The sequence below is a fragment of the Pseudoalteromonas nanhaiensis genome (assembly GCF_051235485.1).
Taxonomy (GTDB): Bacteria; Pseudomonadota; Gammaproteobacteria; order Enterobacterales; family Alteromonadaceae; genus Pseudoalteromonas; species Pseudoalteromonas lipolytica_C.
On the sequence record NZ_JBPNYQ010000010.1, the window covers coordinates 14,404 to 39,057 of the forward strand.

The 24,654-nt window shown below is 41.6% G+C and carries 22 protein-coding genes; 5 read left to right on the forward strand and 17 right to left on the reverse strand.

Annotated features, from left to right (window positions below):
* Positions 1–6 precede the first annotated feature (6 nt).
* Entirely contained in the window at positions 7–4,512 is a 4,506-nt protein-coding gene (locus tag ACSFVZ_RS10470) for an EAL domain-containing protein (protein ID WP_138557174.1), read from the forward strand.
* A gap of 26 nt (positions 4,513–4,538) precedes the next feature.
* Here ACSFVZ_RS10470 and ACSFVZ_RS10475 read toward each other — a convergent pair whose 3' ends face one another.
* Together ACSFVZ_RS10475 and ACSFVZ_RS10480 are read right to left on the reverse strand one after the other, a co-directional pair.
* Positions 4,539–5,492 (reverse strand): ion transporter, encoded by a 954-nt coding sequence (locus ACSFVZ_RS10475; protein ID WP_435558854.1) that lies wholly within the window; start codon positions 5,490–5,492, stop codon positions 4,539–4,541.
* A gap of 9 nt (positions 5,493–5,501) precedes the next feature.
* Complete coding sequence (locus tag ACSFVZ_RS10480) at positions 5,502–8,171, reverse strand: bifunctional acetate--CoA ligase family protein/GNAT family N-acetyltransferase (RefSeq protein WP_435558807.1); 2,670 nt, start codon at positions 8,169–8,171, stop codon at positions 5,502–5,504.
* Between the two features lie 169 nt (positions 8,172–8,340).
* On the opposite strand from ACSFVZ_RS10480, the gene ACSFVZ_RS10485 reads away from it, so the two are divergent.
* A complete protein-coding gene (locus ACSFVZ_RS10485) occupies positions 8,341–9,057 on the forward strand; it encodes an SIMPL domain-containing protein (RefSeq protein WP_435558808.1) in 717 nt (238 codons plus the stop codon).
* Here ACSFVZ_RS10485 and ACSFVZ_RS10490 read toward each other — a convergent pair.
* The 9 genes from ACSFVZ_RS10490 to ACSFVZ_RS10530 all read right to left on the reverse strand — a co-directional run bounded on the left by ACSFVZ_RS10490 (position 9,046) and on the right by ACSFVZ_RS10530 (position 17,310).
* A complete protein-coding gene (locus ACSFVZ_RS10490; RefSeq protein WP_435558809.1) occupies positions 9,046–10,302 on the reverse strand; it encodes a lipopolysaccharide biosynthesis protein in 1,257 nt (418 codons plus the stop codon). The two genes, ACSFVZ_RS10485 and ACSFVZ_RS10490, sit on opposite strands and share 12 nt — an antisense overlap.
* A 4-nt stretch (positions 10,303–10,306) precedes the next feature.
* A complete protein-coding gene (locus tag ACSFVZ_RS10495) occupies positions 10,307–10,990 on the reverse strand; it encodes a hypothetical protein (protein WP_421967157.1) in 684 nt (227 codons plus the stop codon).
* Positions 10,991–11,089: 99 nt separating this feature from the next.
* The gene (locus ACSFVZ_RS10500; RefSeq protein WP_435558810.1) at positions 11,090–12,925 is read right to left on the reverse strand and encodes a DUF885 domain-containing protein; all 1,836 of its coding nucleotides are present in this window, start codon (positions 12,923–12,925) and stop codon (positions 11,090–11,092) included.
* A 40-nt stretch (positions 12,926–12,965) separates the two neighbouring features.
* The gene (gene hemW, locus ACSFVZ_RS10505) at positions 12,966–14,099 is read right to left on the reverse strand and encodes a radical SAM family heme chaperone HemW (RefSeq protein ID WP_421967159.1); all 1,134 of its coding nucleotides are present in this window, start codon (positions 14,097–14,099) and stop codon (positions 12,966–12,968) included.
* Positions 14,096–14,695: an XTP/dITP diphosphatase gene (locus tag ACSFVZ_RS10510; RefSeq protein WP_058586594.1), complete on the reverse strand. Its 600-nt coding sequence runs from the start codon at positions 14,693–14,695 to the stop codon at positions 14,096–14,098. The genes hemW and ACSFVZ_RS10510 overlap by 4 nt, the downstream gene beginning before the upstream one ends.
* Before the next feature lie 8 nt (positions 14,696–14,703).
* The gene (locus ACSFVZ_RS10515) at positions 14,704–15,144 is read right to left on the reverse strand and encodes a DUF4426 domain-containing protein (RefSeq protein WP_235381781.1); all 441 of its coding nucleotides are present in this window, start codon (positions 15,142–15,144) and stop codon (positions 14,704–14,706) included.
* A 56-nt stretch (positions 15,145–15,200) separates the two neighbouring features.
* Entirely contained in the window at positions 15,201–15,734 is a 534-nt protein-coding gene (locus tag ACSFVZ_RS10520; protein WP_135923606.1) for a YggT family protein, read from the reverse strand.
* A 23-nt stretch (positions 15,735–15,757) separates the two neighbouring features.
* Positions 15,758–16,579, reverse strand: coding sequence for a pyrroline-5-carboxylate reductase (gene proC, locus ACSFVZ_RS10525; protein WP_199526089.1), 822 nt, complete (start codon positions 16,577–16,579; stop codon positions 15,758–15,760).
* A 17-nt stretch (positions 16,580–16,596) separates the two neighbouring features.
* A complete protein-coding gene (locus ACSFVZ_RS10530) occupies positions 16,597–17,310 on the reverse strand; it encodes a YggS family pyridoxal phosphate-dependent enzyme (protein ID WP_435558812.1) in 714 nt (237 codons plus the stop codon).
* 2 nt (positions 17,311–17,312) lie between these two features.
* On the opposite strand from ACSFVZ_RS10530, the gene ACSFVZ_RS10535 reads away from it, so the two are divergent.
* The 3 genes from ACSFVZ_RS10535 to ACSFVZ_RS10545 are packed head-to-tail and all read left to right on the forward strand — an operon-like array spanning position 17,313 to position 20,370.
* On the forward strand, positions 17,313–18,353 hold the full coding sequence (locus ACSFVZ_RS10535; protein ID WP_135923609.1) for a type IV pilus twitching motility protein PilT: 1,041 nt from the start codon (positions 17,313–17,315) through the stop codon (positions 18,351–18,353).
* A 14-nt stretch (positions 18,354–18,367) separates the two neighbouring features.
* Positions 18,368–19,501, forward strand: a complete 1,134-nt coding sequence (locus ACSFVZ_RS10540) for a PilT/PilU family type 4a pilus ATPase (protein ID WP_135923610.1) — start codon at positions 18,368–18,370, stop codon at positions 19,499–19,501.
* Positions 19,501–20,370: a hypothetical protein gene (locus ACSFVZ_RS10545; RefSeq protein ID WP_435558814.1), complete on the forward strand. Its 870-nt coding sequence runs from the start codon at positions 19,501–19,503 to the stop codon at positions 20,368–20,370. Before ACSFVZ_RS10540 ends, ACSFVZ_RS10545 begins: the two co-directional genes overlap by 1 nt.
* On the opposite strand, the gene ruvX is transcribed toward ACSFVZ_RS10545, so the two are convergent.
* The 6 genes from ruvX to ACSFVZ_RS10575 form a co-directional block, all read right to left on the reverse strand.
* Positions 20,367–20,816, reverse strand: a complete 450-nt coding sequence (ruvX, locus tag ACSFVZ_RS10550; protein ID WP_135923611.1) for a Holliday junction resolvase RuvX — start codon at positions 20,814–20,816, stop codon at positions 20,367–20,369. The genes ACSFVZ_RS10545 and ruvX overlap by 4 nt on opposite strands.
* 21 nt (positions 20,817–20,837) lie before the next feature.
* On the reverse strand, positions 20,838–21,395 hold the full coding sequence (locus ACSFVZ_RS10555; protein ID WP_135923612.1) for a YqgE/AlgH family protein: 558 nt from the start codon (positions 21,393–21,395) through the stop codon (positions 20,838–20,840).
* Between the two features lie 24 nt (positions 21,396–21,419).
* Positions 21,420–22,373, reverse strand: a complete 954-nt coding sequence (gshB, locus tag ACSFVZ_RS10560) for a glutathione synthase (protein WP_435558815.1) — start codon at positions 22,371–22,373, stop codon at positions 21,420–21,422.
* A gap of 69 nt (positions 22,374–22,442) precedes the next feature.
* Positions 22,443–23,177, reverse strand: a complete 735-nt coding sequence (gene rsmE / locus ACSFVZ_RS10565; protein ID WP_253038611.1) for a 16S rRNA (uracil(1498)-N(3))-methyltransferase — start codon at positions 23,175–23,177, stop codon at positions 22,443–22,445.
* Positions 23,178–23,246: 69 nt separating this feature from the next.
* A complete protein-coding gene (locus ACSFVZ_RS10570) occupies positions 23,247–23,708 on the reverse strand; it encodes a hypothetical protein (RefSeq protein ID WP_135923615.1) in 462 nt (153 codons plus the stop codon).
* Positions 23,709–23,735: 27 nt separating this feature from the next.
* Complete coding sequence (locus tag ACSFVZ_RS10575) at positions 23,736–24,629, reverse strand: DUF350 domain-containing protein (RefSeq protein ID WP_135923616.1); 894 nt, start codon at positions 24,627–24,629, stop codon at positions 23,736–23,738.
* Positions 24,630–24,654 lie beyond the last annotated feature (25 nt).

Here is a 24,654-nt window from a genome sequence, read left to right on the forward strand (position 1 = left end):
ACGTCAATGACACAGTTCTTTTCCATCATCGTGCTGTTTGTATTTTTTATCTGTGGCTTGTTTAGTCAGCCAGCATTTGCACAGGTAAAGCGTTTATCTACCAGCGAAGGCTTATCGCAAAGCTATGTCAATACTATGCTGATCGATGATAGTGGTTACCTATGGCTATCGACCGAAGGTGGCCTAAACCGTTACGATGGCTATCAAGTTGTGCATATTAAAGGCCCTAATGGCGAGCTAGAAGACGCTATTATCGACCGCATCTACCAAGATCCCCAGGGTTATATTTGGATTGCATCATTGCAAGCGGGTTTATTTCGTTACGATCCTAACACCGATAGTTATCAACAATTTATTGCAAAACCAACTACCGAAGAACAGATTTTCAGCGAGTCTGTGTTTAGCATGGTCGCTCTTGATGATAAGACACTTTGGCTTGGACGTGGTTGGGATTTTGCAAAACTAGACTTAGAAACTAAACAAGTAACAACAATTTTTGAAATACCAGATCGAGTTAGAAGTAGTGTCATTCGCGATTTGTACCCGTACAAAGGCTTCATTTTTATAGGTACCAGCAATGGGGCGTTTGTGTATGAAATTGCGTCAGGTAAATATCGAAAACTTGAACATCTCCAACAAGAACCAACTCATATTTATCAAAACTATGTAAAGTCATTCGCAGTTGTTGACGAGCAAACTTTATTGGTTGGTGCTGTTAGGGGCTTGTATCAGATTGATATAAGTCATTTAGATGAAATGTTTGCCTCTCCCGAGCTTGCTTTTAGCAGTAAAACCTTAATTGATGATTTAAATATTTGGACGATAACTCCGAAGGAAACATCAATAACTTTAGGCACTGATAAAGGGTTATTCGAATTTACTCCATCGAATAATGAGCTTGTAAAAAGTACGCGTTTAAAAGATAGCGGATACACACTCGCTGATACGAGTATTATTGATTTAGTTGAGGACAAATCAGGCGGTATGTGGTTGGCGACTAAAAATGATGGAGCCTTTTACTTACCTTATGATAATTATAATTTTAGCAATGTAGTAGCAAACTCAATAAAGGGAGATGGGTTATCTCATCATTCTATATGGGGAATTACTGAGTTTCAGGACAGAGTTTGGCTTGCTACCCATAATGGTTTAACAGCCATTAATTTGGATACCTACGAAAGCGAGGTGTTTTTAAAAGATTACCAAGTGGATCTTATCACCACAGAGTTTACCATCTATCAGGTGATGCCTTACAAAGATAAGCTGTGGTTACACAGTAATCGTGGGATCATGAGTTTTGATCCAAAAACAGGCCAAGCGACCCCGGTGAAAACCGCAGATCCAGAGCAACAAAAATTAATAAACGATTGGGTTCACGGTGTATTATTGATGCCATCTGGGGAGCTATTTTACGTTCACCCTGACTACGGCATGTTTGTTTATAATATTGAAACTCAAGTAATTACCCGTTTGGCAGGGCAGTTTGATGAATTTGAGCCTTTCCTAGCCTATGGATTCTTACCTGCTTTAACAAGTAAGCCTGATTCGCCACTATTTTATAATGCCGGCATTCTGTATCAAGTTGATCCTGATACATACGAGCTAACCACTATTTATACAGTTCCAGAACAACATGAGAATGTTGCTGTTAATGTGATGTCGTACATCATAGATAACAACAATGTACTGTGGTTGTCGTTATCTAATTTCGGTTTGATTGGCTTAGATGCTGATACTTATGAGCATATTTACACGATTGACCTAGAAAAAAACAAACTGGGTACATTGCTCTACGACATGGTGCTCGATGAGGCCGGTATGATCTGGATGAGTAGTCACAAAGGGTTGTGGCGATTAAATCCAGAAAACTTGCACTTTCAGCAGTTTACCGGTGCAGAAGGGTTGTTCTCAACAGAGTTTAATAGTGGCGCATTTACCAAGCTAAAATCTGGGCAGATAGTTTATGGTACTTTAAAAGGGTTTACCTATTTTTACCCGATGGATAACCACTACCAGCAAGCGCTGATTGATCATGTCAATATTACTAACCTTGATCTAATGTCTCGCGATTTGCCTGCTGAGTTAAAACAGCCTATCGACAGTGTTGTCCTTGAGCATGATGATATTGGTCTTGAGGTGGCTTTTTCGGCGATGGCATTTAATTATCAAGAACGTATCATTTATGAGTACCAACTAGGTGATGGACAAAAAACATATACGCGCAATAACAATCGTGTTCTTTTTCCAAAACTAAGTGCAGGAAAGTACCATCTTAAGGTATGGGCAAAAGATCCAGTTACGGGGGACCTGACTCCGCCTGCTATTTTAAATATTGAAGTAAAGTACCCACCTTGGCGAGCCCCACATGTCATTGTATTGTACTTAATTTTGATAGTTTTAATTATTGCTGCATGGGTATTTAGACGTAATCGCATGCAGAAAATTTTGCTGGCCGCTCATAAAGAAAGCCAAGAAAGTGAAGCGCGGTTAAAGCTTGCTTTAGAGGGAAGTCATTCAGGGGTGTGGGATTGGTCGTCACAAAGCCCTATTATTTATCAACCTCGTCTTAGGAACGAGCTGGGCTATGATACCGACAGTGTTAATTTAGATGACTATTTAGCAAAAATTCATCCGCATGATAAGCAAACTTTCCGATTGGAATGGCTGGAGTTTTTATCCACTCAAAAAGGTTACTTTAATTGTACTTACCGATTACGTCATGCCGATGGTCAATGGCGATGGTACAAAGACTTTGGCAAAGTGGTCGAATGGCAAGGCACAGCTCCTGAAAAAGTAGCGGGCACGTACACGAATATGACGCGTGAGTTAGTGTTTGAAGAGAATGCTCGTCTCTTTGGTGCAGCCTTTGAACAAACGAGAGACTGGGTATTTATCATAGATAAAAACCTGCGTATCCGCGCCACAAATAAATCACTTCAAGATGCCTTTGATTTTCCCGCAGAGCCGCGCTCAAGCCGCTCTTTAACGCTGGGATTACCTGTATCGGCTCGGATCAATTACTTACGAGTTATGCAAAACCTACAATCGGGGGAGCATTATTCCGCCGAAGATGTCGTGGTTGTGGCAAACGGTGAGAAACGACAAGTATTGATTAAAATTAGTGCTGTAGCAGGCAGCAATCGTCAGCTCGATAGTTATGTGATCATTGTTACTGACATCAGTGCACAAAAACTAGCAGAAAGTGAACTACATATTTTAGCAAACTATGATGCGCTTACTGGTTTACCAAATAAAACATTATTTAATGACCGTGTGAATCATGCGATTGAGCAAGCTGATTATCATAAAACCAAAGTTGCCTTATTAAATGTTAATATCAAGCGTTTTAAATACTTTAATGACTCACTTGGGCGCGAAGAATCTGATGAATTAATTAAACGAGTAGCTCAGCGGTTAAAAAATGTGCTTCGACCTCAAGATAGTATTGCGCGATTTGATGGCGATGAGTTTGTGATTCTAGCTGAAGATTACAAACAAATAGATGAGTTATTGTTACTGTGTGCCAAGGTGATGGACTCAGTAGAAAAACACATAGAGCTAAGTCAGCAAGCCGTTAAGGTTAATCTGAGTGTTGGGGTGGCCGTATACCCAGATGATGCAAGCGGGACTAAAGCGTTGTTAAAAGCGGCAAACGTTGCTTTATATCATGCTAAGCGTCATGTAGAGGGGTGTTATCAATTTTATAAACAAGAGATGAATTTACAGGTTCAGCGTACATTGCATCTTGAATCGCAATTGAGTAAAGCTTACCTAGAGCATGAGTTTTGCAATTATTACCAACCAATAGTCAGTGCAAAAACCCATCAAGTCGCTGGTTTAGAAGTGTTACTTCGCTGGCCTAGTAACGATGTATATAGCCCTGAAGATTTTGCTAATGCGGCAGAAAGTTCAGGACTGATCACCAAAATAATGTTGCAAACGTTATCGCGAGCTCTTATTGAGTTGCGTCAGTGGCACATAACTCATCCTGAACTGTATATCTCAATTAATTTATCGGCCCTTGATTTTGAAAGTGTGAACTTAGTTGCCAACATTGAACACACTCTCAATGCCATAAAAGTATCGGCTAGTGCTGTCGTGTTTGAAATTACCGAGTCGGTGATGATGCGAGATTCAGAAAAAGCTCAACAAAGCATGGAGAAATTAAAGCAGCTAGGCTGTCGTATTTATATGGATGACTTTGGTACAGGTTATGCCTCGTTAACCTATTTAAAGCGTTTCCCGGTTGATGTGCTGAAAATTGATAAAAGTTTCGTTAATGATATTGGTGTTGATAAAGGTGATGAGGCAATTATCAACTCAACTCTAACCTTGGCAAAAAGTTTAGGAAAAGAGTGCGTCGCAGAGGGCGTAGAAACAATCCAACAGCTGCGTTTTTTACAGGCAAAAGACTGTGAGTATTTTCAAGGTTATTTATTTAGTAAACCGGTACCTGGGGATGCAATAGGGCCGCTTTTAGATAAGAGTTGGCATCAAGAGTTTCAGGGATAAAGTTACTGACTTTATCCCTTTTATTATTAATCTTGGCGTTTACCGCAGTGACGGCAATACAGGTTGCGATTGCGGTTTTTAAGTTCGTTATGAATCGCTTTATTTGCCTCTTGCTGACTTAAACCCAGCTTATAACGTAGGTTTTCTAAGTGTTCTTCTTTTACAGGCGATAAGTGCCCATCTTCAACGGCTTCGTGTACTGCATCGGTAAATACTTGTCTACGTTTACGTAACTGCTCAGAAAAGCTTGAAGCTAGCAAACCGGTTGGAATAGCCACCATGCCCATACTCACTAATGTAATGGCACCACCAAATAAGCGACCTAGGGGAGTCACAGGCACGACATCGCCATAACCAACGGTTGTTAGTGTCACCATTGCCCACCACATTGCAGCAGGGATGGAGCCAAACTTATCTGGCTGTACATCGTGTTCAATTAAATAAATACCGCATGAGGCAATTATTAGCACCACGGCCATAATAAAAAAAGCCGCAAGTAGTGAGCTGCTTTCCTCTTTAAATGAGTTTAAGAGTAGTTGCATCGCCCTTGAATAGCGTGTGAGCTTAAAGATACGCATTAACCTAAGCACCCGTAAGAAGCGTAAATCAACACTCACAAAGACCATCAGAATGGTAGGTAAAATTGCGATAAGGTCAATCAGCGCCAACGGCGAAAAGAAATACTTAATACGAATTTTTGAATTTGTTAACGGGCTTTCTTTATGCACGCTTTTATCTACACAAGACCAAAGCCTGAGCACATATTCTAAGGTAAAGATACCGACAGAAATCAGCTCAATCATTAAAAATTCGTGATGATATTGCTTTGCTAAAGGGCCGACTGACTCCAACACAATCGCCACCACATTGACCATAATCAACGACATCAAAAACACGTCAAGTGCGCGTCCTATACGCCGGTATTTGCCATTACCTTCAAAAACTCGTGCAGTGTAATTTCTTAAACGATGCAAAATAATGATCCAGTTTTAGTTTAGTTTTAGCACCATATTAATGCTGCCTTCTTCAAAGTCGCGGGTGATCTTAAACCCGAGCTTTCGTGCCAGTTCAATCATGCCGGTGTTTTCCGGCAAAGTGATGCCTGCAATTTGTTTAACGCCTTGGTTTTTACAATGCTCAATCGCCGCATTCATTAATATTGTACCAAGCCCTAAACCTTGGCAATCAGAGCGCACCACAATTGCAAACTCAGCATCGAGCTTGTCAGGATCCATTAATACACGAGATACACCTAGCGTGCAGGCTGAACCATTTTGCTCTTGGCTAACAATAAACGCCATTTCTCGGTCGTAATCGATTTGCGTCATTTTTGCGAGTTGATCATGATTAAATTGCGGTAATTCACCGAAGAAACGCTTATATCTGTCTTCTTTACTTAATGATTGATCAAACTCTAAGTGTGCTTGCTCATCTTCCGGTTTAATAGGCCTTAGCTGTGCTTGGGTATTGTTTTTTAGCGTAACTTCTTTAACTAATTCAATCGGGTAGGGGCGAATGCACAAGCGTTTACGGTTCGCTTTTGCTTTATAACGGCTAAGGCCAATGGTCGCATCAAGTACCAAAAACTGCCCGTTGCTGGCTAAAATAGGATTTAGCTCAACACTGGTAATATCAGGTTGGTCGATAACAAGCTGTGAGATACGGGTAAGTAGGGCGCATAAACGGTATTTATCGACTTTTTCTGGTAGTACGCGGTCTTTAAGAACCCCTTTATCGTGCGCCGCAGCAATCAGGTATTTTGCCAAGTTCATATTTAGTGGTGGTAGTGCCACTGCGGCTTGAGCGAACTCAAGTCCGGTGCCTGCTTCACCCAGTAAGATCACAGGGCCAAAGTTCGGCTCTGTTTTAATAGCGATTCGTAGCTCATTAGCACCTGCTCGCGGCGCCATCTTTTGCAATGAAAAGCCTTCAATATGGGCGTCAGGGTAGGTGTTTTTGATTCGTAGCAGCATGGCAAAGGCTGTTTGCTCAACTTCTTGTGCATCATTTAAATTAAGGACCACACCACCGACTTCTGATTTAGAAGGAATACTTGGGCTAATTAGTTTTAACGCTACCGGAAAACCTAGCTCTATGGCTTGCTCTTTGGCTTCTGTTGGTGTGTAAGCAACCTCAGTTTGAATACAATCAATACCATAATGAGTGAGTATTTGGCTTGCTTCATGGGTTGATAAATAGCTTTGCTCTTCGGCTAAAAACTCATTTACGACATTGCGTGCTGCGTCTTTATTTATTTTTGCATCATCGGTGTTTGATTCTGGCGTTTGCGTTAAATGCTTTTGGTTACGACGATAACTTACTAAGTGCATAAAGGCACCAACTGCACCTTCAGGTGTACGGTAGGTCGGAATGGCATTATTAGCACAGACTTTTCGCGCAGCATACGCGGCATCTTCACCCATAAAATTAGTCATAACATAAGGGCGAGCCATCTTCGGGATTTTCTCTAAGGTTTCGACAATGATCTCAGCATAATCTTCACTCGGTGCAAGCGCTGAAGGGGTATGAATGATCAGCAGGTTTTTAACTTCTTTAGCTTGCAATAAGATTTCTAACGCTTGTTGATAGCGTCTTGGCGCTGAGTCGCCAAAAATATCCACCGGATTTGAAGTCATCTCCGATTGCGGGATAACCTTATTAAGAGCAGCTCTGGTCTCGTCGCTGAGCTCTGCCAGCTTACCTGAGCTTTGTAATAGCGTATCAACGGCCATGACACCTGGGCCGCCGCCATTGGTTAAAATAGTCAGTTGTTCGACTTTTAGTAATTTGGGGTGCATTGCTAGCGTTTGTGTCGCAGCAAAAAGCTCTCGTAAGTCGTTTACTCTTAACATACCTGCTCGTTGAAATAGCGCATCATAGACCGCATCTGAGCTTTGTTTGCCACCGGTATGGATCTCTGCGGCAAGCGCTCCGGCACTGGTTTTACCGGTTTTAATAGCAATTACGGGTTTACTAAACGCAGCGGCTCGCGCTGCAGAAATAAAGCTGCGAATATCTTCAATATTATCGATATACAACAAGATGGCCTTGGTTTTAGCATCTCGGCCTAAAAAGTCGAGTAACTCATCAAAGTCGATATCTAGGCAATCACCCACAGACACAAAATATGAAAAGCCTATCTCTTTGTTTTTCGCCCAATCAAGAATGGTTGAGCAAACAGCAGCTGATTGCGATACAAAGGCGAGCTTTCCAGGGCTTGCAACTGTATGTGAAAAACTGGCATTTAAGCCAATATGAGGAATGAGTAAGCCCAAGCAATTTGGCCCAAGCAAAGATACATTAGCTGCAAGGGCAGCTTCTTTCAGTGCTTGTTTTTGTTCTACGTTTAATCCCGCAGCAATTACCACTGCATGTTTGCAGCCAAGCTCACCTAGCTCATTAATGATGTTAATTAAGGTATTCTTGTTAGTACAAATAACCGCAAGGTCGGGTACTTTTGGTAACGCTGCTATACTTGGATAAGCTAATACACCATGTACAGCACTGTGATTTAAACTAACAGGCATGATAGGGCCTTTAAAACCCCCTTGCAGCAGATTGCGCATCACCACAAAGCCAGCACGATTTGGAGAGTTAGAGGCGCCAATTACAGCGACCGATTTAGGGTTAAAAAATTGGCTAATACGTTTAACGCTCATGCTGTTTCCTTTGCTTGCGCTGTTTGTTAAAACTTCAGGGTCTGTTAAGTTTAATACACCCAAACTAGAACCGACACACTTCTAAAGTATTAATAGTTATACTCATAAGATAACCTGTTTATAACTACTTTTCGAGTCAAAAACAGTGACCTACATCAAGGAGAAAAGCATGAATAAGACGCAACCATTTAATATCGTTATTGCAGCGTGCGCATTGGCGGTTGGTTTGCTTGGATTAGGTTTTATATTGAAAAGTGCAGCCCTAGATGTAAAAGGCATGGAGCGCACCGTCCACGTTAAAGGTTTAGCGGAAATGGAAGTGCCAGCCGACACCGTTATTTGGCCATTGCAGTTTTCTGATGCCGATAACAACCTCGAAAAACTAGTTGGTCGGGTTGAAGAGAAAAGCGATGCGGTTGTGGCTTTTTTAAAGCTACATGGTTTTAGCGATGAAGAAATAAGCCTCGGTAGCCAGTCAATTATTGATAAACAAGCCCGCGAATATGGCGGCGAAAATCAGCAGTTTCGTTATATTGCCCGTCATAATGTCATTGTTTATTCAAATGACATCGAAAAAGTGCAACATGCCTTAGGCGCTGTAAGCCAATTAGCCAAGCAAGGCATTGCGATAGTACAAGACAATTACGAAACGCGTATTCAATATTTATTTAATGGCTTAAATGAGATTAAGCCAAATATGATTCAAGAAGCAACCGAAAAAGCCCGAGAAGTGGCAATGAAATTTGCCAAAGATTCACAATCTAAATTAGGTAAAATTAAAACAGCGCGTCAGGGGCAGTTTTCAATTTCAGATAGAGATTCAAACACACCACAGCTGAAAAAAGTGCGTGTTGTTACCAGTGTTGAATATTATCTATCTGACTAAACCCAATACCACAGATAAAGGCAGCCGCATGCGTGTACATACAATCACCATGCGGCAAAGCGCTCCGAGCATAAAGCCACCACTAAATGCCACAGCCACCCCCAATAAGCCAAACTGATCTTTTAACAGTACTGCCATTAAAACCGTGACACTGGTTGCGCCAAGTAATACGTACAAGTTAATAAGCGGGTTCCCTTTTAACTTGATCATGCTACTGGCTAAGATTCTTGCTGGTAATAACAGCTGCCCAAGTAACAGCAGAATTAAAATCCAAAACCCTTCCTGCAATTGGCTTTCGCCATAGAGAGTGAGTAGTGGCTTTGCGAGCAGGGCAAGTAGCAAAATAGCGGCAAAGTTAAAACGCCACAGCACTTTCATTAACTCACTAAGTTGCTGAACGGTTGTCTCATCGGCCATTAAAATGGGTTTTAAATATTGGTTGGCGGCATTGCCTAAAATAGTCAGTAAGCCGGCAATCACCACCGCAGGAAAGAAGATACTTACGCCTTGTGCACCAAACCAGTGATGCACCAGTAATACATCGAGTTTTGCGACTAATACAGTGCCTGCACCACTGGCGAGCATGATCAAGGAGTCTTTACACCATTGCTTGGTTTGGTAGCGGGCAGTACTTGCGACGATCATTTTCTTGATTAACCAATATTGATAACTGACTACGCACAACATGCTACAAAACAACAAGATGCAAATCTCGACTAAAGATAAGTCGCCACGTATCAAATAAACTAAGAAACAAAAACCCGCGGTTAATAATTCAAAGATACATTGCTGCGTTATCAGGCCTATTTTGGGTTTGTTTAAAGCCACTAAAAAAGCAGATTGGCTTTGCATAATGGCGCCAATCGGCACCAGTAACAGTAAATAAATTACATGTTCTTTGGCGCTTTGATGCGGCGAAATGGCCTGAAAGCTAATCACCACAGCAGCGACAAAAATCACCCCGAATAAACACGATGCAGCTAAATAAACATGCTTTAAGCCACGCAGTAAATCATGTTGTTGAGCTTTGTAGAGCGGATAGCTAATACGCATTAACGACGATGCAAAGCCCATGCTCGCTGGTAACAAAAGAATTTCACAAAGTGCGAGTAACGCGGCGAAAGTGCCAAACTCATCATTACTTAATAACCTTGCAAGGCACAAGGTAAGCACAATACGGCTACCATGGTTAAGGGCGGTAAAACTGCTGAGCGATAAAAACGCTTTAACAACATCCTTATTCATGAAGTTATTGATTAAGGGCGTTTAATAACTGCGCCGTTGGCACTTGCAAATAGGCCGCACACAGTAAAACTTTACTGTCGGCACTCGTTGGTTGATTGGCACCATAAAATTGTTTAAGGGTGTTTATTAAGGCACTGACTGCGCTAGGGCTGTGGCTTTGGTCGACTTCCATCATGGCTAATAATGCGGAGAATTCATGCTTTGCTAGCATTTGAGTCGTACTGTTTTGCGCTATAAAGCAACCAATAGGAGTGAGCTGCTGTTTATTCAATGTTTTTAAAGCAACGCCTAAGCTTTCGTTGCTTTCAAATAACATTAACGAACGCAAATAGTTAAAGGGGAGTTTATCTGCCTGACACAGCGTAAATAAATGATGTAGTAGGGTGTTACCTTGGTTGTCTGTAACACAAAAAGCATTTTGAAACTTAAGGCCAGGCGTGAAAAAGCTCAGCTTATCAATATCATCAATCAAGGCAACAGCTTCGCTTGGCAGTGGGCTTGCTTCAAGTAAATGCGCTGCAACATTTTGTAAAAACAGGTATTTAACTTCACTACTGCAAGCTAATTGATAGATATGCTGTAACTGTGCCGCTTGTAAAACCCCCGACAAGCTTTGATAATCGGCAATAAGTTCTTTTAACTGATGATGTTGAAGTCGGCTGTTCAGTTGCTCTATCGCGCTTTGCATGGAATTACCCGTTTTTTATTATTTATACATTTATAGCTCAACTACTTGTTTAAATAAATAAAAAAGGCCGCTGAGCGGCCTTTTTCAAGTTTTTATTGATTAAGCTGCTTGTTTCTTAGCAACCCATTGGTCAACAAACTTCTCTAGTACATTTAATGGTACTGCACCATTTTTAAGTACTACATCGTGGAATTCACGAATATCGAATTTATCGCCAAGTTTTTCTTTAGCTGCTTCACGAAGCTCTAAAATTTTCAGCATGCCCACTTTGTATGCTGTTGCTTGTGAAGGCATTACAATGTGACGCTCAACCATTTTAACGCCATCAGAGGTCGCATTTGGTGTGTTATTTACGTAGTAGTCGATACCTTCTTGACGTGTCCACTTCATAGCGTGGATACCTGTATCTACTACTAGTCGACATGCACGCCATAGTTCCATAGCAAGACGACCAAAATCTGAATATGGGTCTTCATATAAGCCCATTTCTTTTGGTACTAGTTCAGAGTATAAACCCCAACCTTCAACATACGCTGTGTAGCCGCCAAACTTACGGAACTTAGGTACACCTTCAAGCTCTTGCGCGATAGCAATTTGCATGTGGTGGCCTGGAATACCTTCGTGGTATGCAAGTGCTTCCATTTGGTATGTTGGCATTGCTTCCATGTCGTAAAGGTTTGCGTAATAAATACCCGGGCGTGAACCATCTGGCGCAGGTTGTTGGTAGAACGCTTTACCTGCTGCTTTTTCACGGAATGCTTCTACAGCTTTAACTTTAAGGTCAGCTTTTGGCTTAACAATGAATAGCTCGTCTAAACGAGATTTCATGTTATCGATAAGCGCCGTTGCTTCATCAAGGTAACGTTGTTTACCTTCAGCCGTGTTAGGGTAGTAGAACTGCTTATCAGTTTTCATGAATTGCATGAATGCTTTAAGGTCACCTTCAAAGCCTACTTTGTCTTTGATTGCACGCATTTCGTCGTGAATACGCGCGACTTCAGCTAGACCGATTGTGTGAATTTCTTTCGCAGTTAAATCAGTGGTTGTTGTACGTGCTAAGGCATTATTGTAGAACGCTTCGCCGTCAGGGAACTTCCAAGCACCATCACGGTCATCAGCGCGTTTTTCTAGCTGAGCTAAGAAATTAATTAACTTAGTATAAGAAGGTTTTACTGCTGCTTTTAAGGCTTTTTCAGCATCGCTGATAAGTGCTGATTTTTCGCTATCGGCAATCTCTAATGCGTTAACTTTACGTTTAAAGTCAGCAAGTAATGTTGAGTCTTCACCGTCGTGGAATGGTGCGCCGCGTAAGATATTTTGGCTTGAATCAATCACGTGTGGGAAAACAAACTTAGGCGCGATAATGCCTTTATCTGCACGTACTTCAAGATCTTTGATTAGTTGATCAATAACCGTTGTAACACCATTTAAACGCGAGATATACGCTTTTGCATCAGAGACATCGGCAATTTGATGTTGGTTGATTAAAAACGCAGGGATCATTGAGTGAACACCAAACATTTGGTTCACAGGGTAGTTGTAATGACGCCATTTGAAATCAGCAATTTCGTTTTCAAGATCTTGCTTTTTAAGGTCGTAACTTACTTTTGTTGCGTCATCTAATAGGTCGCGGTTAATTGCGTTAAGCGCAACTAGGTCAGCTTTAGTTTGTTCAAAGTCTTCTAAAACGCGCTCTTCACTGCCATCGTCCCATTTGTCGTAATCTTTTTTGATGCCCATGTATGTTTGATAAATAGGGCTTTTCATTACGTCACGGTTAAAAGTATCTTCGAAGAAGGCATTTGCTTTATCGATTTCACTTTGTACAGGTTGGTTTTGTACACTTGGTGCAGGCGTTGGTTGCTCTTGCATTTGTTGGCAGCCGCCAAGTAATGCAACACTTACCGCCGCAGCGATGAAGGTCAGTTTACGCATTATCGTTCCTTTGTAGTTGTTAGAAATTTAATTATAATTCTTAAACGAATAATTCTAGCAGGTCATTCAAAAAACGTTGGCCTTTAGGGCTTACCTGCCAGTTATCTTTATCATCAATTAGTAGGCCTTTTGCAATCGCTTCAGTCAAGGCTTGTTCCTGACTTTGCAGTGACAAACTTGTAAGCAAAGGTAAATCAGCTTTCGGACACGGTTCAACTAAGCGAAAACGATTCATAAAGAATTCAAAGGCTAAGTCGTCTTTGGTTACTTGCCATTGCTCATATAAATACGGTTTAGCTAGATCCATATAACCGCGCGGGTGTTTAACTTTTACCGTACGGGTGATGACTTTATTTTCATCAGTAATTTTACCATGCGCGCCACAGCCGATACCGAGATAATCGCCAAATCGCCAATAATTCAGGTTATGACGGCATTGGTAACCGGGCTTTGCGTAACCTGAGATCTCATATTGCTCATAACCTGCTGCTGCTAGTAAGGCTTGTCCTTGCTCTTGAATATCCCAAAGGATGTCATCATGAGGCAAGGTCGGTGGCTTTGATGCAAACTGAGTGTTTGGCTCAATTGTTAGCTGATACCAAGAAATATGGGGAGGATTAAGGGCGATGATTTTTTCAAGGTCGCCCAAGGCATCTTCAAGAGATTGTCCGGGTAAGCCATGCATTAAATCGAGGTTAAAGCTGTTTAGCCCCGCTTGGTGCGCCTGTTTAGCCGCATAGCTTGCTTCATCTGCACCATGGATGCGGCCAAGGGCTTTTAGCTTGTCGTTTTGCATGCTTTGCACACCAATCGAAATACGATTAATGCCAGCGGCAACATACTCTTTAAAGCGACCGGTTTCGACAGTGCCAGGGTTAGCCTCTAGGGTAATTTCACAGTCATCAGTTAGGCCAATTAACCTGTCAACTTCACCAAGTAGGCGAGTATAAGCGTCACCGGTTAATAAGCTTGGAGTACCGCCACCAATAAAGATACTGTGGATTTTACGCCCTTGTACTAGGTGCAAATCGGCCTTGAGATCATCAATAAGATGCTGAACGTATTCTTTCTCGGGGATTGTGCCTTTTTGGCCATGGCTATTAAAGTCACAGTATGGGCACTTTTGCACGCACCAAGGTACGTGCACATATAAACTTAAAGGCGGTAAACTCACAGGCCGCCTTTTTGCTGCAATTGCGCAAGTAGTTGTTTTAAAGCTTGGCCGCGATGGCTAAGAGCATTTTTTTGCTCTTTAGTTAACTGGGCGCTCGTGCATTGCTCAGACGGTACATAAAACACCGGATCATAACCAAACCCACCCTGACCATCTTGGCTATGGGTGATTTCGCCTTCCCAACTGGCACTACAAATAAGTGGTGTCGGGTCGTCGGCGTGGCGCATTAATACTAAAACACACCAAAAACGCGCACTGCGAACAGGGTTATCAGCAAGCTCTTTTAATAGCTTGTCGATATTATCTTGATCACTCGCACCCGCTCCAGCAAAGCGTGCAGAGTACACACCCGGCGCACCATTTAGGCCGTCGACTTCCAGACCTGAGTCATCGGCAATCGCAGGCATGCCCGTGATCTTTGCCGCATGACGCGCTTTAATAATGGCGTTTTCAACAAATGTGGTGCCTGTCTCTGGTACGTCAGGTACTTGAAAATCACTTTGTGGAACCACGTTAATATTAAGTGGGCTGAGCATACTTGCCAGCTCTTTTACTTTGCCAGGATTACCCGTGGCTAAAACCAAGGTGTTGTTCATAGGGTCTATTAATCTACGTAAAATTTTTGCTGAAACTTCAGCGTTTGTACTTTGCCATTTTGATTAATTTCGATATCAAAACGGTAAATTTCTTCGTTGCTGTAATCGATTTGTGCGAGGTAATAAATTGCATCGCCTTCAACCACCTCTTTAAATTCAAGCTGCTTTTTATTGCCAAGCAGGTTGCGCGCTGTGCCTGTTAAAGTTGCAGTCTGCGCTGATTTATCGCTGTTTTTTAATACCGAAATATTGATTATCCCTTTGTTAGGGCTGCGGTCTAAATCGTAGTTTTTGGCGATGCTAGGCTGAATAAAGGTCGATGGAAATGCAATGTAGTGAACTTCCCAAGGGCCAAGTACCTTATACTGAGCGCCTGCTTGTTCATCTGCCTGGGCAAGAGTTGTAAATAAACTCAATAAAATCAAAGAAAAATAAATAACTTGCTTCATGCTATATCTCACTTAACAAAAGAGGCCTTTCGGCCTCTTGATGTAGTTGTTATTACTTAGCCTATAAAATCCATCAATAAGATTTGTAAAAACTGTAGACCAATGATCAGTACTAAAATCGATAAATCAAGACCGCCAAGTGGTGGAATGATTTTACGAATAGGGCGAAGCATAGGTTCAGTCAGCTGATGAAAAACGGCCTCAATAGGGTTGTAACCTTGGCTTACCCAGCTCAATAATGCACGAATTATTAAGACCCAAAATAACAGATTTAAGCCTTCTTTTATTACAGTCATTAAAGCAGAAACAAATACTGGTGCTGGAGACCAGGTACCGTAAAACATCAGTAAAATCACACTAATTTTGGCTACGGCTACAAGATATGCAAGGACTAACGATGCCATATCAAAGCCACCCAATCCCGGAATAATTTTACGAAGAGGATTTACTGCAAATGATGTTGCCTTTACTACAAATTGGCTAATTGGATTATAAAAGTCCGCTTTTGCCGTTTGTAACCAAAAGCGTAAAAGGACCACCATTAAAAAGAGATCGAAAACAATCCCAACTAAAAATTGCATGGCTTGCATAGTTTTACCTTCAAAAAGTAAGCTTAAAGTTCTTTTTCCATTGCCTGAGCGCGAGCGATACAGGCGTCCATTGCATCAGCAACTGTAGCGACTAAACCTTGTGATTTAAGGTGCTCTACCGCTTCATGAGTTGTACCGCCTTTCGATGTAACATTTGCTCGTAACTGAGTTATGCTGATATCTGGTTGTGAAAGTGCCATTTCAGCTGCGCCAAGCGCCGTTTGCTGTACTAAGCGGCGTGCATCTTCATCATTAAAACCAAGGGCTTTTGCTTTTTCTTCAATGGCTTCCATAAATAAGAAAAAGTAAGCAGGTGATGAGCCTGTCACAGCGATAATATCGTTAATTTGAGACTCGTGTTCTACCCATTTAACAATACCTGTACATTCGAATACCTGTTGAACAAACTCATGTTCTTCAGCGGTTTCATCTGCGCCGAATAATCCAGATACGCCACGACCAAGTAATGATGGTGTATTTGGCATACAACGCACCATTTTCACATCTTGGCCTAGCATTTCACGTAAACGTTTTACGGTAAGACCTGCTGCCACTGAAATAAATAGCTTGTCGCTAAAATCAACACCAGAATCTTGGAATGATTGGCAAAGATCACCCATCATTTGTGGTTTAACAGACAAGACAATCACATCTGCATCGCGAAGTGCCGCGTTGTTATCCGCGGTAGTTTGCACCCCGAAATCAGCAGCAACCTTAGCTAATTTTTCTTGGTTGCGATTGGTTGCAATAATATTTTTAGCTGCAAAACCGTTCTTTACCATGCCACCGATAATGGCGTAGCTCATGTTACCCGTGCCTATAAATGCGATTTTTTTGTCTGACATATGTCTGTTATCACCTTTTAATTTCGTTGGCCAAATATATCCGTGCCAATGCGTACCATGGTTGAACCCGCTGCAATTGCCGCTTCAACATCATTACTCATACCCATCGACAAGGTGTCTACTTGGGGATATTGGGCCTTTAGTTTATCAAAGCAAGCGCTTAATTGCTCAAAATATTGTAATTGTTGCGCCGTATCGTCCGTTTTGGCGGGAATAGCCATTACACCTCTGAGACATAAATTATCACATTGACTGATAAATTCTGCCAATGTCATTACCTCGTCGGGGTGGCAGCCTGACTTAGCCTCTTCTAAACTAATATTTACTTGAATTAATACATTCAGCGGTGATTTATCCGAGGGACGTTGTTCGTTCAGACGTTTGGCTATTTTTATACGGTCAACACTTTGCACCCAGTCGAAATAGCTGGCAACAAGTGCACTTTTATTCGATTGAATAGGGCCAATAAAATGCCAAACAATATCTTTGTATTCAGCAAGGGCAGCCACTTTTGTTACTGCTTCTTGTACGTAAGATTCGCCAAACAATCGTTGGCCTTGTTCATAAGCAGCAATGATATCGTCGGTTGGTTTGGTTTTTGAGACAGCCAATAGGTTTATTGATTGCTCATTACGTTGATTATTTTTTGCAGCTTGCGCAATTCTGGCATAGGCGGATGTAAGTCGTTCTGCTATTGTAACCATATAATTATCAGTTGGTTGTGGAGTCATAAATGGATATTACCGAATTATTGGCCTTTAGTGTGCAACACAAAGCCTCGGATTTACACTTATCATCAGGCGTATCACCTATGATACGCGTTGATGGCGATGTACGTCGTATTAATATTCCAGCATTAGAACAAAAAGATGTAAATAGTCTGGTATACGATATTATGAACGATAATCAGCGTAAGGACTACGAACAAAATCTCGAAGTGGATTTTTCTTTCGAAGTACCTAATCTTGCGCGTTTTCGTGTTAATGCATTCAACTCAAACCGTGGCCCGGCTGCGGTGTTTCGTACTATCCCTAGTGATGTACTGACTCTAGATGATTTAGGTGCACCGGATATTTTTAAAACCATTGCAGATAACCCTCGTGGTCTCGTGTTGGTGACAGGGCCTACCGGCTCCGGTAAATCAACGACACTGGCAGCAATGGTCGATTACATCAATCAGAACAAGCACCATCATATTTTGACGATTGAAGATCCAATCGAATTCGTACATGAGAATAAATTGAGCTTGATTAACCAGCGTGAAGTTCATCGTGATACGCATAGCTTTTCGAATGCGCTCAGAAGTGCGTTGCGTGAAGACCCTGATGTTATCTTAGTTGGTGAGCTGCGTGACCTTGAAACAATTCGCCTCGCGATGACTGCAGCAGAAACCGGTCACTTAGTGTTTGGTACTTTGCATACTACCTCTGCACCAAAAACTATCGACCGTATCATCGACGTATTCCCTGGTGAAGAAAAAGACATGGTGCGGTCAATGCTATCTGAATCATTACGTGCCGTAATCTCGCAAACATTACTTAAAAAAGTCGGTGGTGGTCGAGTTGCTGCTCATGAGATTATGATCGGTATTCCTGCAATTCGTAACTTGATCCGTGAAGACAAGATTGCGCAAATGTACTCATCGATTCAGACAGGTGCTTCGCATGGTATGCAAACGATGGATCAATGTTTAGCAAGCTTAGTTAACTTCGGTATCATTACAACCAATGATGCACGTGCGAAAGCGCAAGATAAAACTCAATTTGGTGGCTAACGGAGTTACTTAAGATGTCTTTACCTTTAAATCACTTTTTACAAGTTATGATCGATAAAAAAGCGTCTGACTTATTTGTTTCGAGCCAATTACCAGTGAGTGCAAAAATCAATGGTGAGCTTGTGCATCTTACTGATGAGAAGCTCTCTGATGAAAGCTCTCTGGCTTTAGTTGAGTCTGCGATGAGCGATAAGCAGCGCCAAGAATTTCATGACACTAAAGAGTGTAATTTTGCTATAGCGACAGATGAAGGGCGTTTCCGTGTTTCTGCTTTTTGGCAGCGAGATCGTGCCGGTATGGTTATTCGTCGTATCGTGACGAAAATACCGGACGTTAATGAGCTTGGTCTGCCGTCAACACTGACCGATGTGATCATGGCAAAGCGTGGTTTAGTATTGTTTGTGGGTGGTACAGGTACCGGTAAATCAACGTCATTAGCAGCGCTTCTGGGTTATCGTAACCGCAATCAGCGAGGTCATATTTTAACGATTGAAGACCCGATTGAATTTGTTCATGAACATCGTAAAAGTATTATCACCCAACGTGAAGTTGGTTTAGATACAGAAAGCTTTGAATCCGCTCTGAAAAGTTCACTGCGTCAAGCACCCGATGTTATCTTGATTGGTGAGATACGCTCCCAAGAAACCATGGAATATGCCCTAAGCTTTGCCGAAACCGGTCATTTGTGTGTAGCAACACTGCACGCCAACAACGCCAACCAAGCCATTGACCGTATCATGCACTTAGTACCAAAAGAGAAGCACGATAAATTAAAGTACGACTTAGCACTAAACTTACGTGCCATTGTTGCCCAGCAGTTGATACCTACAGCCGATGGTGAAGGCCGTGTTGCAGCTATCGAAATTCTGCTTAACTCACCGATGGTGGCAGAGCTTATCAAACGTGGTGATATTGGCTCTATCAAAGAAACCATGGCGAAATCGAAAGAAATGGGCATGCAAACCTTTGACCAAGCGTTATTTGAGCTTTATAAACAGCGTCGAATTAATTACGCTGATGCGCTTCATCATGCCGACTCACCAAACGACTTGCGCTTGATGATCAAGTTGCAAAATAATGAGCAAAAAGGTGCTGGTTTCTTACAAGGTGTTACCATCGACGGCCTTGACGAGAAGAGCGATATATAATGTTTTCGCGGATAATTATAGCTGCCTTTATATTGCTGGTAACTGCCTTTGAGGCGTCTAGTAATGTTGTTGAAGATGTTGTTATTTTTATCCGCGATGATGTTTATGACGATTACAGTCGCTTCTTAAATGGTCGTAAACCTATTGAAGTAAAAGACTTTAGTGGAGCTTACATCCGCCGTGATGTAGTTGATATGATCATTGCTCAACAAGCGTTGAGCTTAGGTGGTTTCAATAAATCATTTCGCTATCACAAAGGTAATGCTAATTACTGTAACACCAAGCTGTTAGAAGATGGCCAGTTATTACTTAGCTTTGATAGTGTGTGGTCAGTAGATGCAAAGCAGCTTGCTGAGTCTGTGTATATTTCAGATCCCGTGATCCGTAATGGTGAATATTTTGCTGGTATATTCACGTCCCCAAACAATAAAAAAGCACTGCAATTAAAGCAGTTTGCTGACTTTAAGCAATTAACTGCGGTTTCAACACCTCGTTGGCAAACTGACTGGCAAACGTTATCGGCTCTACCGCTCAAAGAGCTGCTCAGAGAAGATGAGTGGCTTGGGCAAGTCCGCACGGTATCGATGCAGTGGGTTGATTTTATGATGATGCCTTTAATGCCAAGTCTCAATAATCGTTACAGTTTGGAAAATATTGAACTGGTTGCAGTGCCTAATGTGGTATTGCAATTAAATGATAGCCGCCACTTTATTATTTCGAAAAAGCATCCAGACGGAAAAGCCGCCTTTGCAGCAATTCAAAAAGGCTTACAGCAGCTTCGTAATAGCAGCGCTATTGAAAAAGCCTACCGAGAAGCAGGCTTTATTCCAGATTTAAACGACTATACTGTGATTAACAAAGCGCGTTAGTCGCCATAAGATTGCTCAAAAAAACTTTCTAAGATGATCACCGCAGACATATTATCGACGTTACCTTTACCAAGGTTACGGTAACCACCTTGTTCGAATAAACGCGCTTTGGCATCTGCGGTTGTTAGTCGTTCGTCTTGAGTTTCAACCGGGATAGCAAAGTGATTATGCAAACGGTTTGCAAACTTCTTGGCTTTAAAAGTGACTTCTTGATTGCTGCCATCCATATTAAGCGGTAAACCAACTACCATTAGATCTGGTTGCCAGTCATCTACTTGCTTTTTTATTTGCTGCCAATCAGGAATACCGTCTTTGGCTTTCACTGCTTGAAGGCTTGAGGCTGTGCCGGTTAGCTCTTGGCCTATGGCGATACCAATACTTTTGGTGCCAAAATCAAAGCCCATAACGGTGCGCTCACCTACGGGCTTAAATGTTCTTTTTGTCATAGTTTCAATAATTCATTTATGTTAGGCATGGCCGGCTTCAGAGCTTAGCTGACTTACATCAAACCCCAACATGGATACCGCTTTTTCCCAGCGCTTTTCAACAGGGGTGTTGAAGATGATATCTGGATCTGCTTTTATGATAAGCCATGAATTTTCTAGCAGCTCTTGCTCAAGTTGACCCTGCTCCCAACCTGCATAACCTAAAGTAATAATAAATTGTTCAGGTGCTTCATTAGTGGTTAAGCTTGCCAGCACATCTTTTGAAGTGGTGATCATAATATCACTGCTAAGCTTTTGGCTTGATGAATAGCCATGCTTAGGAGAATGTAACACAAAGCCGCGGTCTGTTTTTACGGGGCCGCCAGCATAAACAGCAAGCCCTGCGGCTTGCTTATTTTTGTCGTTATCAATCTCGATTTTATCGAGTAATTCACCCACAGTGATATTAATAGGCTGATTAATAACCAGCCCCATAGCACCCTCTTGATTGTGCTCACAAATATAAGTGACAGCACGTTTAAAAAAAGGGTCTTGCATGCTTGGCATCGCGATTAAGAAATGATTCTCTAATGACTGCATAGGTCGCCCCTTTTGTTGTTTAGATTAAGTATGGCTCAGTTTGCTCTCAATGGCATCAAATAACTTACCAGTGATAGAAATGTCGTACGCGGCTTCAATTTCTTTTACACAAGTCGGCGCAGTGACGTTGATTTCAGTTAAGCGGTCACCAATGATGTCTAAGCCCACAAAAATAAGGCCTTTTTCTTTTAACGTTGGTGCGACTGCTTCGGCGATTTTGCGATCTGATTCGCTAATAGGGCGAGCTTCACCACGGCCACCTGCTGCTAGATTACCGCGCGTTTCACCATTTTGTGGAATTCGAGCTAGGCAGTAAGGCATAACTTCACCATCAACGACAAGGACACGTTTATCGCCTTGTTTGATTTCAGGAATATAGTTTTGTGCCATTGCAAAACGGCTACCGTGCTCGGTTAATGTTTCGCAAATTACACCAATATTGGCATCATCTTCTTTAACACGGAAGATAGAGGCACCACCCATACCATCAAGTGGTTTTAGTATGATGTCTTTATGCTCAGCTAAAAATGCGCGAATATCTGCTTGGCTTCGCGTTACTAATGTATCTGGCGTATGTTCACTGAACCAAGCGGTGAACAGTTTTTCATTTGCATCACGCAAACTTTGCGGTTTGTTAATAACTAATGTGCCAGCTTGTTCTGCGCGCTCTAAAATATAGGTTGCGTAAATATATTCAGTATCAAAAGGTGGATCTTTACGCATTAAGATCACGTCTAAATCAGCAAGGGCAACGGTGGCTTTTTCTTCTAATTCGTACCAATGATTTATATCGTCAAATACACGGGCTTTGGCAGCTGTTGCATAGCCTTGACCTTGACGCAGTGACAGGTCGTCCATTTCCATGTAATAAAGTTCGTAGCCACGTTTTTGTGCTTCCATCATCATTGCGAAGCCAGTGTCTTTTTTAATGTTAAAGCCACTAATTGGATCAGAGATTATGCCTAACTTAATTGCCATATTTTTGCCTTAGAATCGAAGTGCCATACTGTATTTAGTAACTTTGATATATGGGTATTTTTACCATTTTCAATTGGCTAAGTCGCCAAACTGTAATTGCAATGCGCTTAAAACAGTCAGTGCGGCTGTTTCTGTTCGAAGTACGCGTGGGCCTAAGCGAATATCAACGAAGGCTTGTTGCTTTGCAATGTTAATTTCTTCATCAGTAAAACCGCCTTCAGGGCCAACTAAAAAGCGCACACCTTCGCTGGGCACTTGAATGGTTTTAATACTATGCTCAGCGCGAGGGTGTAGGGTAAGTTTAATTGCTTCGCTAGCTTGTTCTAACCACTCTTTTATATCGATAGGTGGATGCACAACAGGCACGAAGTTACGGCCAGATTGCTCAGCTGCAGCAATTGCAATTTTTTGCCATTGTTGGTGTTTTTTCTGCAGTCTGTCGCCACTTAGTTTTACACCACAGCGTTGACTAAAAATAGGGGTGATTTCAGTGATACCTAATTCCACCGATTTTTGAATGGTGAAATCCATTTTATCGCCACGAGAGATGCCTTGGCCCAAGTGAATTTTAAGTGGTGATTCAACGTCGTGATCGATAAACTCTTGCGGTTCAACAACGACTGTTTTTTTACTAACCTCGATGATTTCGCTGAGGTATTCACCGCCTTCGCCATTAAAAATAGATACTTTATCTCCGACTTGCATACGTAACACTCGGCCAACATGACCTGCTGCATCATCATCAAGTGCTACAGGAGTGTTTAAAGAAATCGCTGAAGGTTGGTAAATATGAGGTACTCGCATGGCTGTCACTTATCAATAATTTTAGCAATATGGTAAGTATACAGCGGTTTAGGTGCAATTATTTATTTGTTATTTAAGGTCGTCTTTTGCACTTAAGACGTGAGCAGTGGTTTCGGCAATCTCAGATTGGCAAGAAAGGTGGTTAATATGAGCAGCATCAGGGCAGGGGGTAAAGCTAAAACCTTGCTCGTCTTGTTGAACTAAGTACCTTATCTTGTGTAATGAATTATAAATAAACTTTTGTGCATCATCAGCCAGTTGGTAATCAGTTAGATTAATGAGTACTCCCTGTATTGTGTGATGCTCGTGCAAATAGCTGGCTAGCTCAGAAACGCTTATTTCATTGCTAAAATCGCAGTAGCAATAATCTTTAATTAGTTCATCGAACATCAGCTTGACCATTTGTCGGCTATTAGCACCAGCCACAACAAGTGTAGAGCTTTCAGCTTTAGCAAAATAATGCTCAGCGAATGCTCGACTAAACTCATTGTCGATATCGACTAATAAAAAATTATTAATTTTATTTGGCATAAAGCCCCACGATTCAAACACTTCTGATCAAATTGAAAACATACTAATTAGTAAATAGCCTATAGCACCAAAAACGGCAAATTCGATACACGCAATTCCAATATTATCTTGGTGATCAACTTCCAGAGATGTATCAATATTGGGTAAGGAAATATATTTAATAATGTAGCTCAAAACATACAATAACACCCACATAGCACCACAATGTGATACTAAAGTGAATAAATTTTCTACCATCTTACCACTAATAAAGGATGCACTGGAAAGACCAGCGTAACCAGAAAGTGCTAGACCGATCGATTTCCCGGCATAACGTATGCCGATAGATGTGTTTTCTAAATTGAAATTACTTTGCAGCGATGCCCCTTGGTTGGCTTTTGCAAAGCGGTACTCGCGGATCTTAGTATCAAGAGCAAACATGCCTTGTATAACAAAAAAGCTAACGGTAGCAATAAGTAAACTACTAAAGCCTTGTGTATGCGACCAATTGTATAAACCAAGACAAATGATACAGTTAGCTATCAGCATGCCTGAATCAACCAGTGCTGCGCAGACATTCTGTTTTAAAATAGCCGCTTCTTCGTTAAAGCGATATAAAATCCATTTTCGGTGTATTAAATGACCAATCTTAATGAAAGAAAATAATAAAAAAATGAGTATCAATACTTTCAAAGGGTTTGATTGAGCCGCGCTTAGACTTATTTCATCAAAGATGTAAGCAATGGTAGCAATGACAACTAAGATCTCACTGGCAAAGCTTATTCCCATAGCAAAATTATCATGTTGCGCCAGTTCTTCTTTAAGGGCTTGTTTTGCCTTTATTTGCGTTAGGATACGCAGCAGTACTATGGTGATACAAATAACCGCAAAACTAATAGCAATCGCGACTAAACTAGTGTTAGATAATGATAAATATGACATGCAGATCCCTGCTAAATAAATCTTT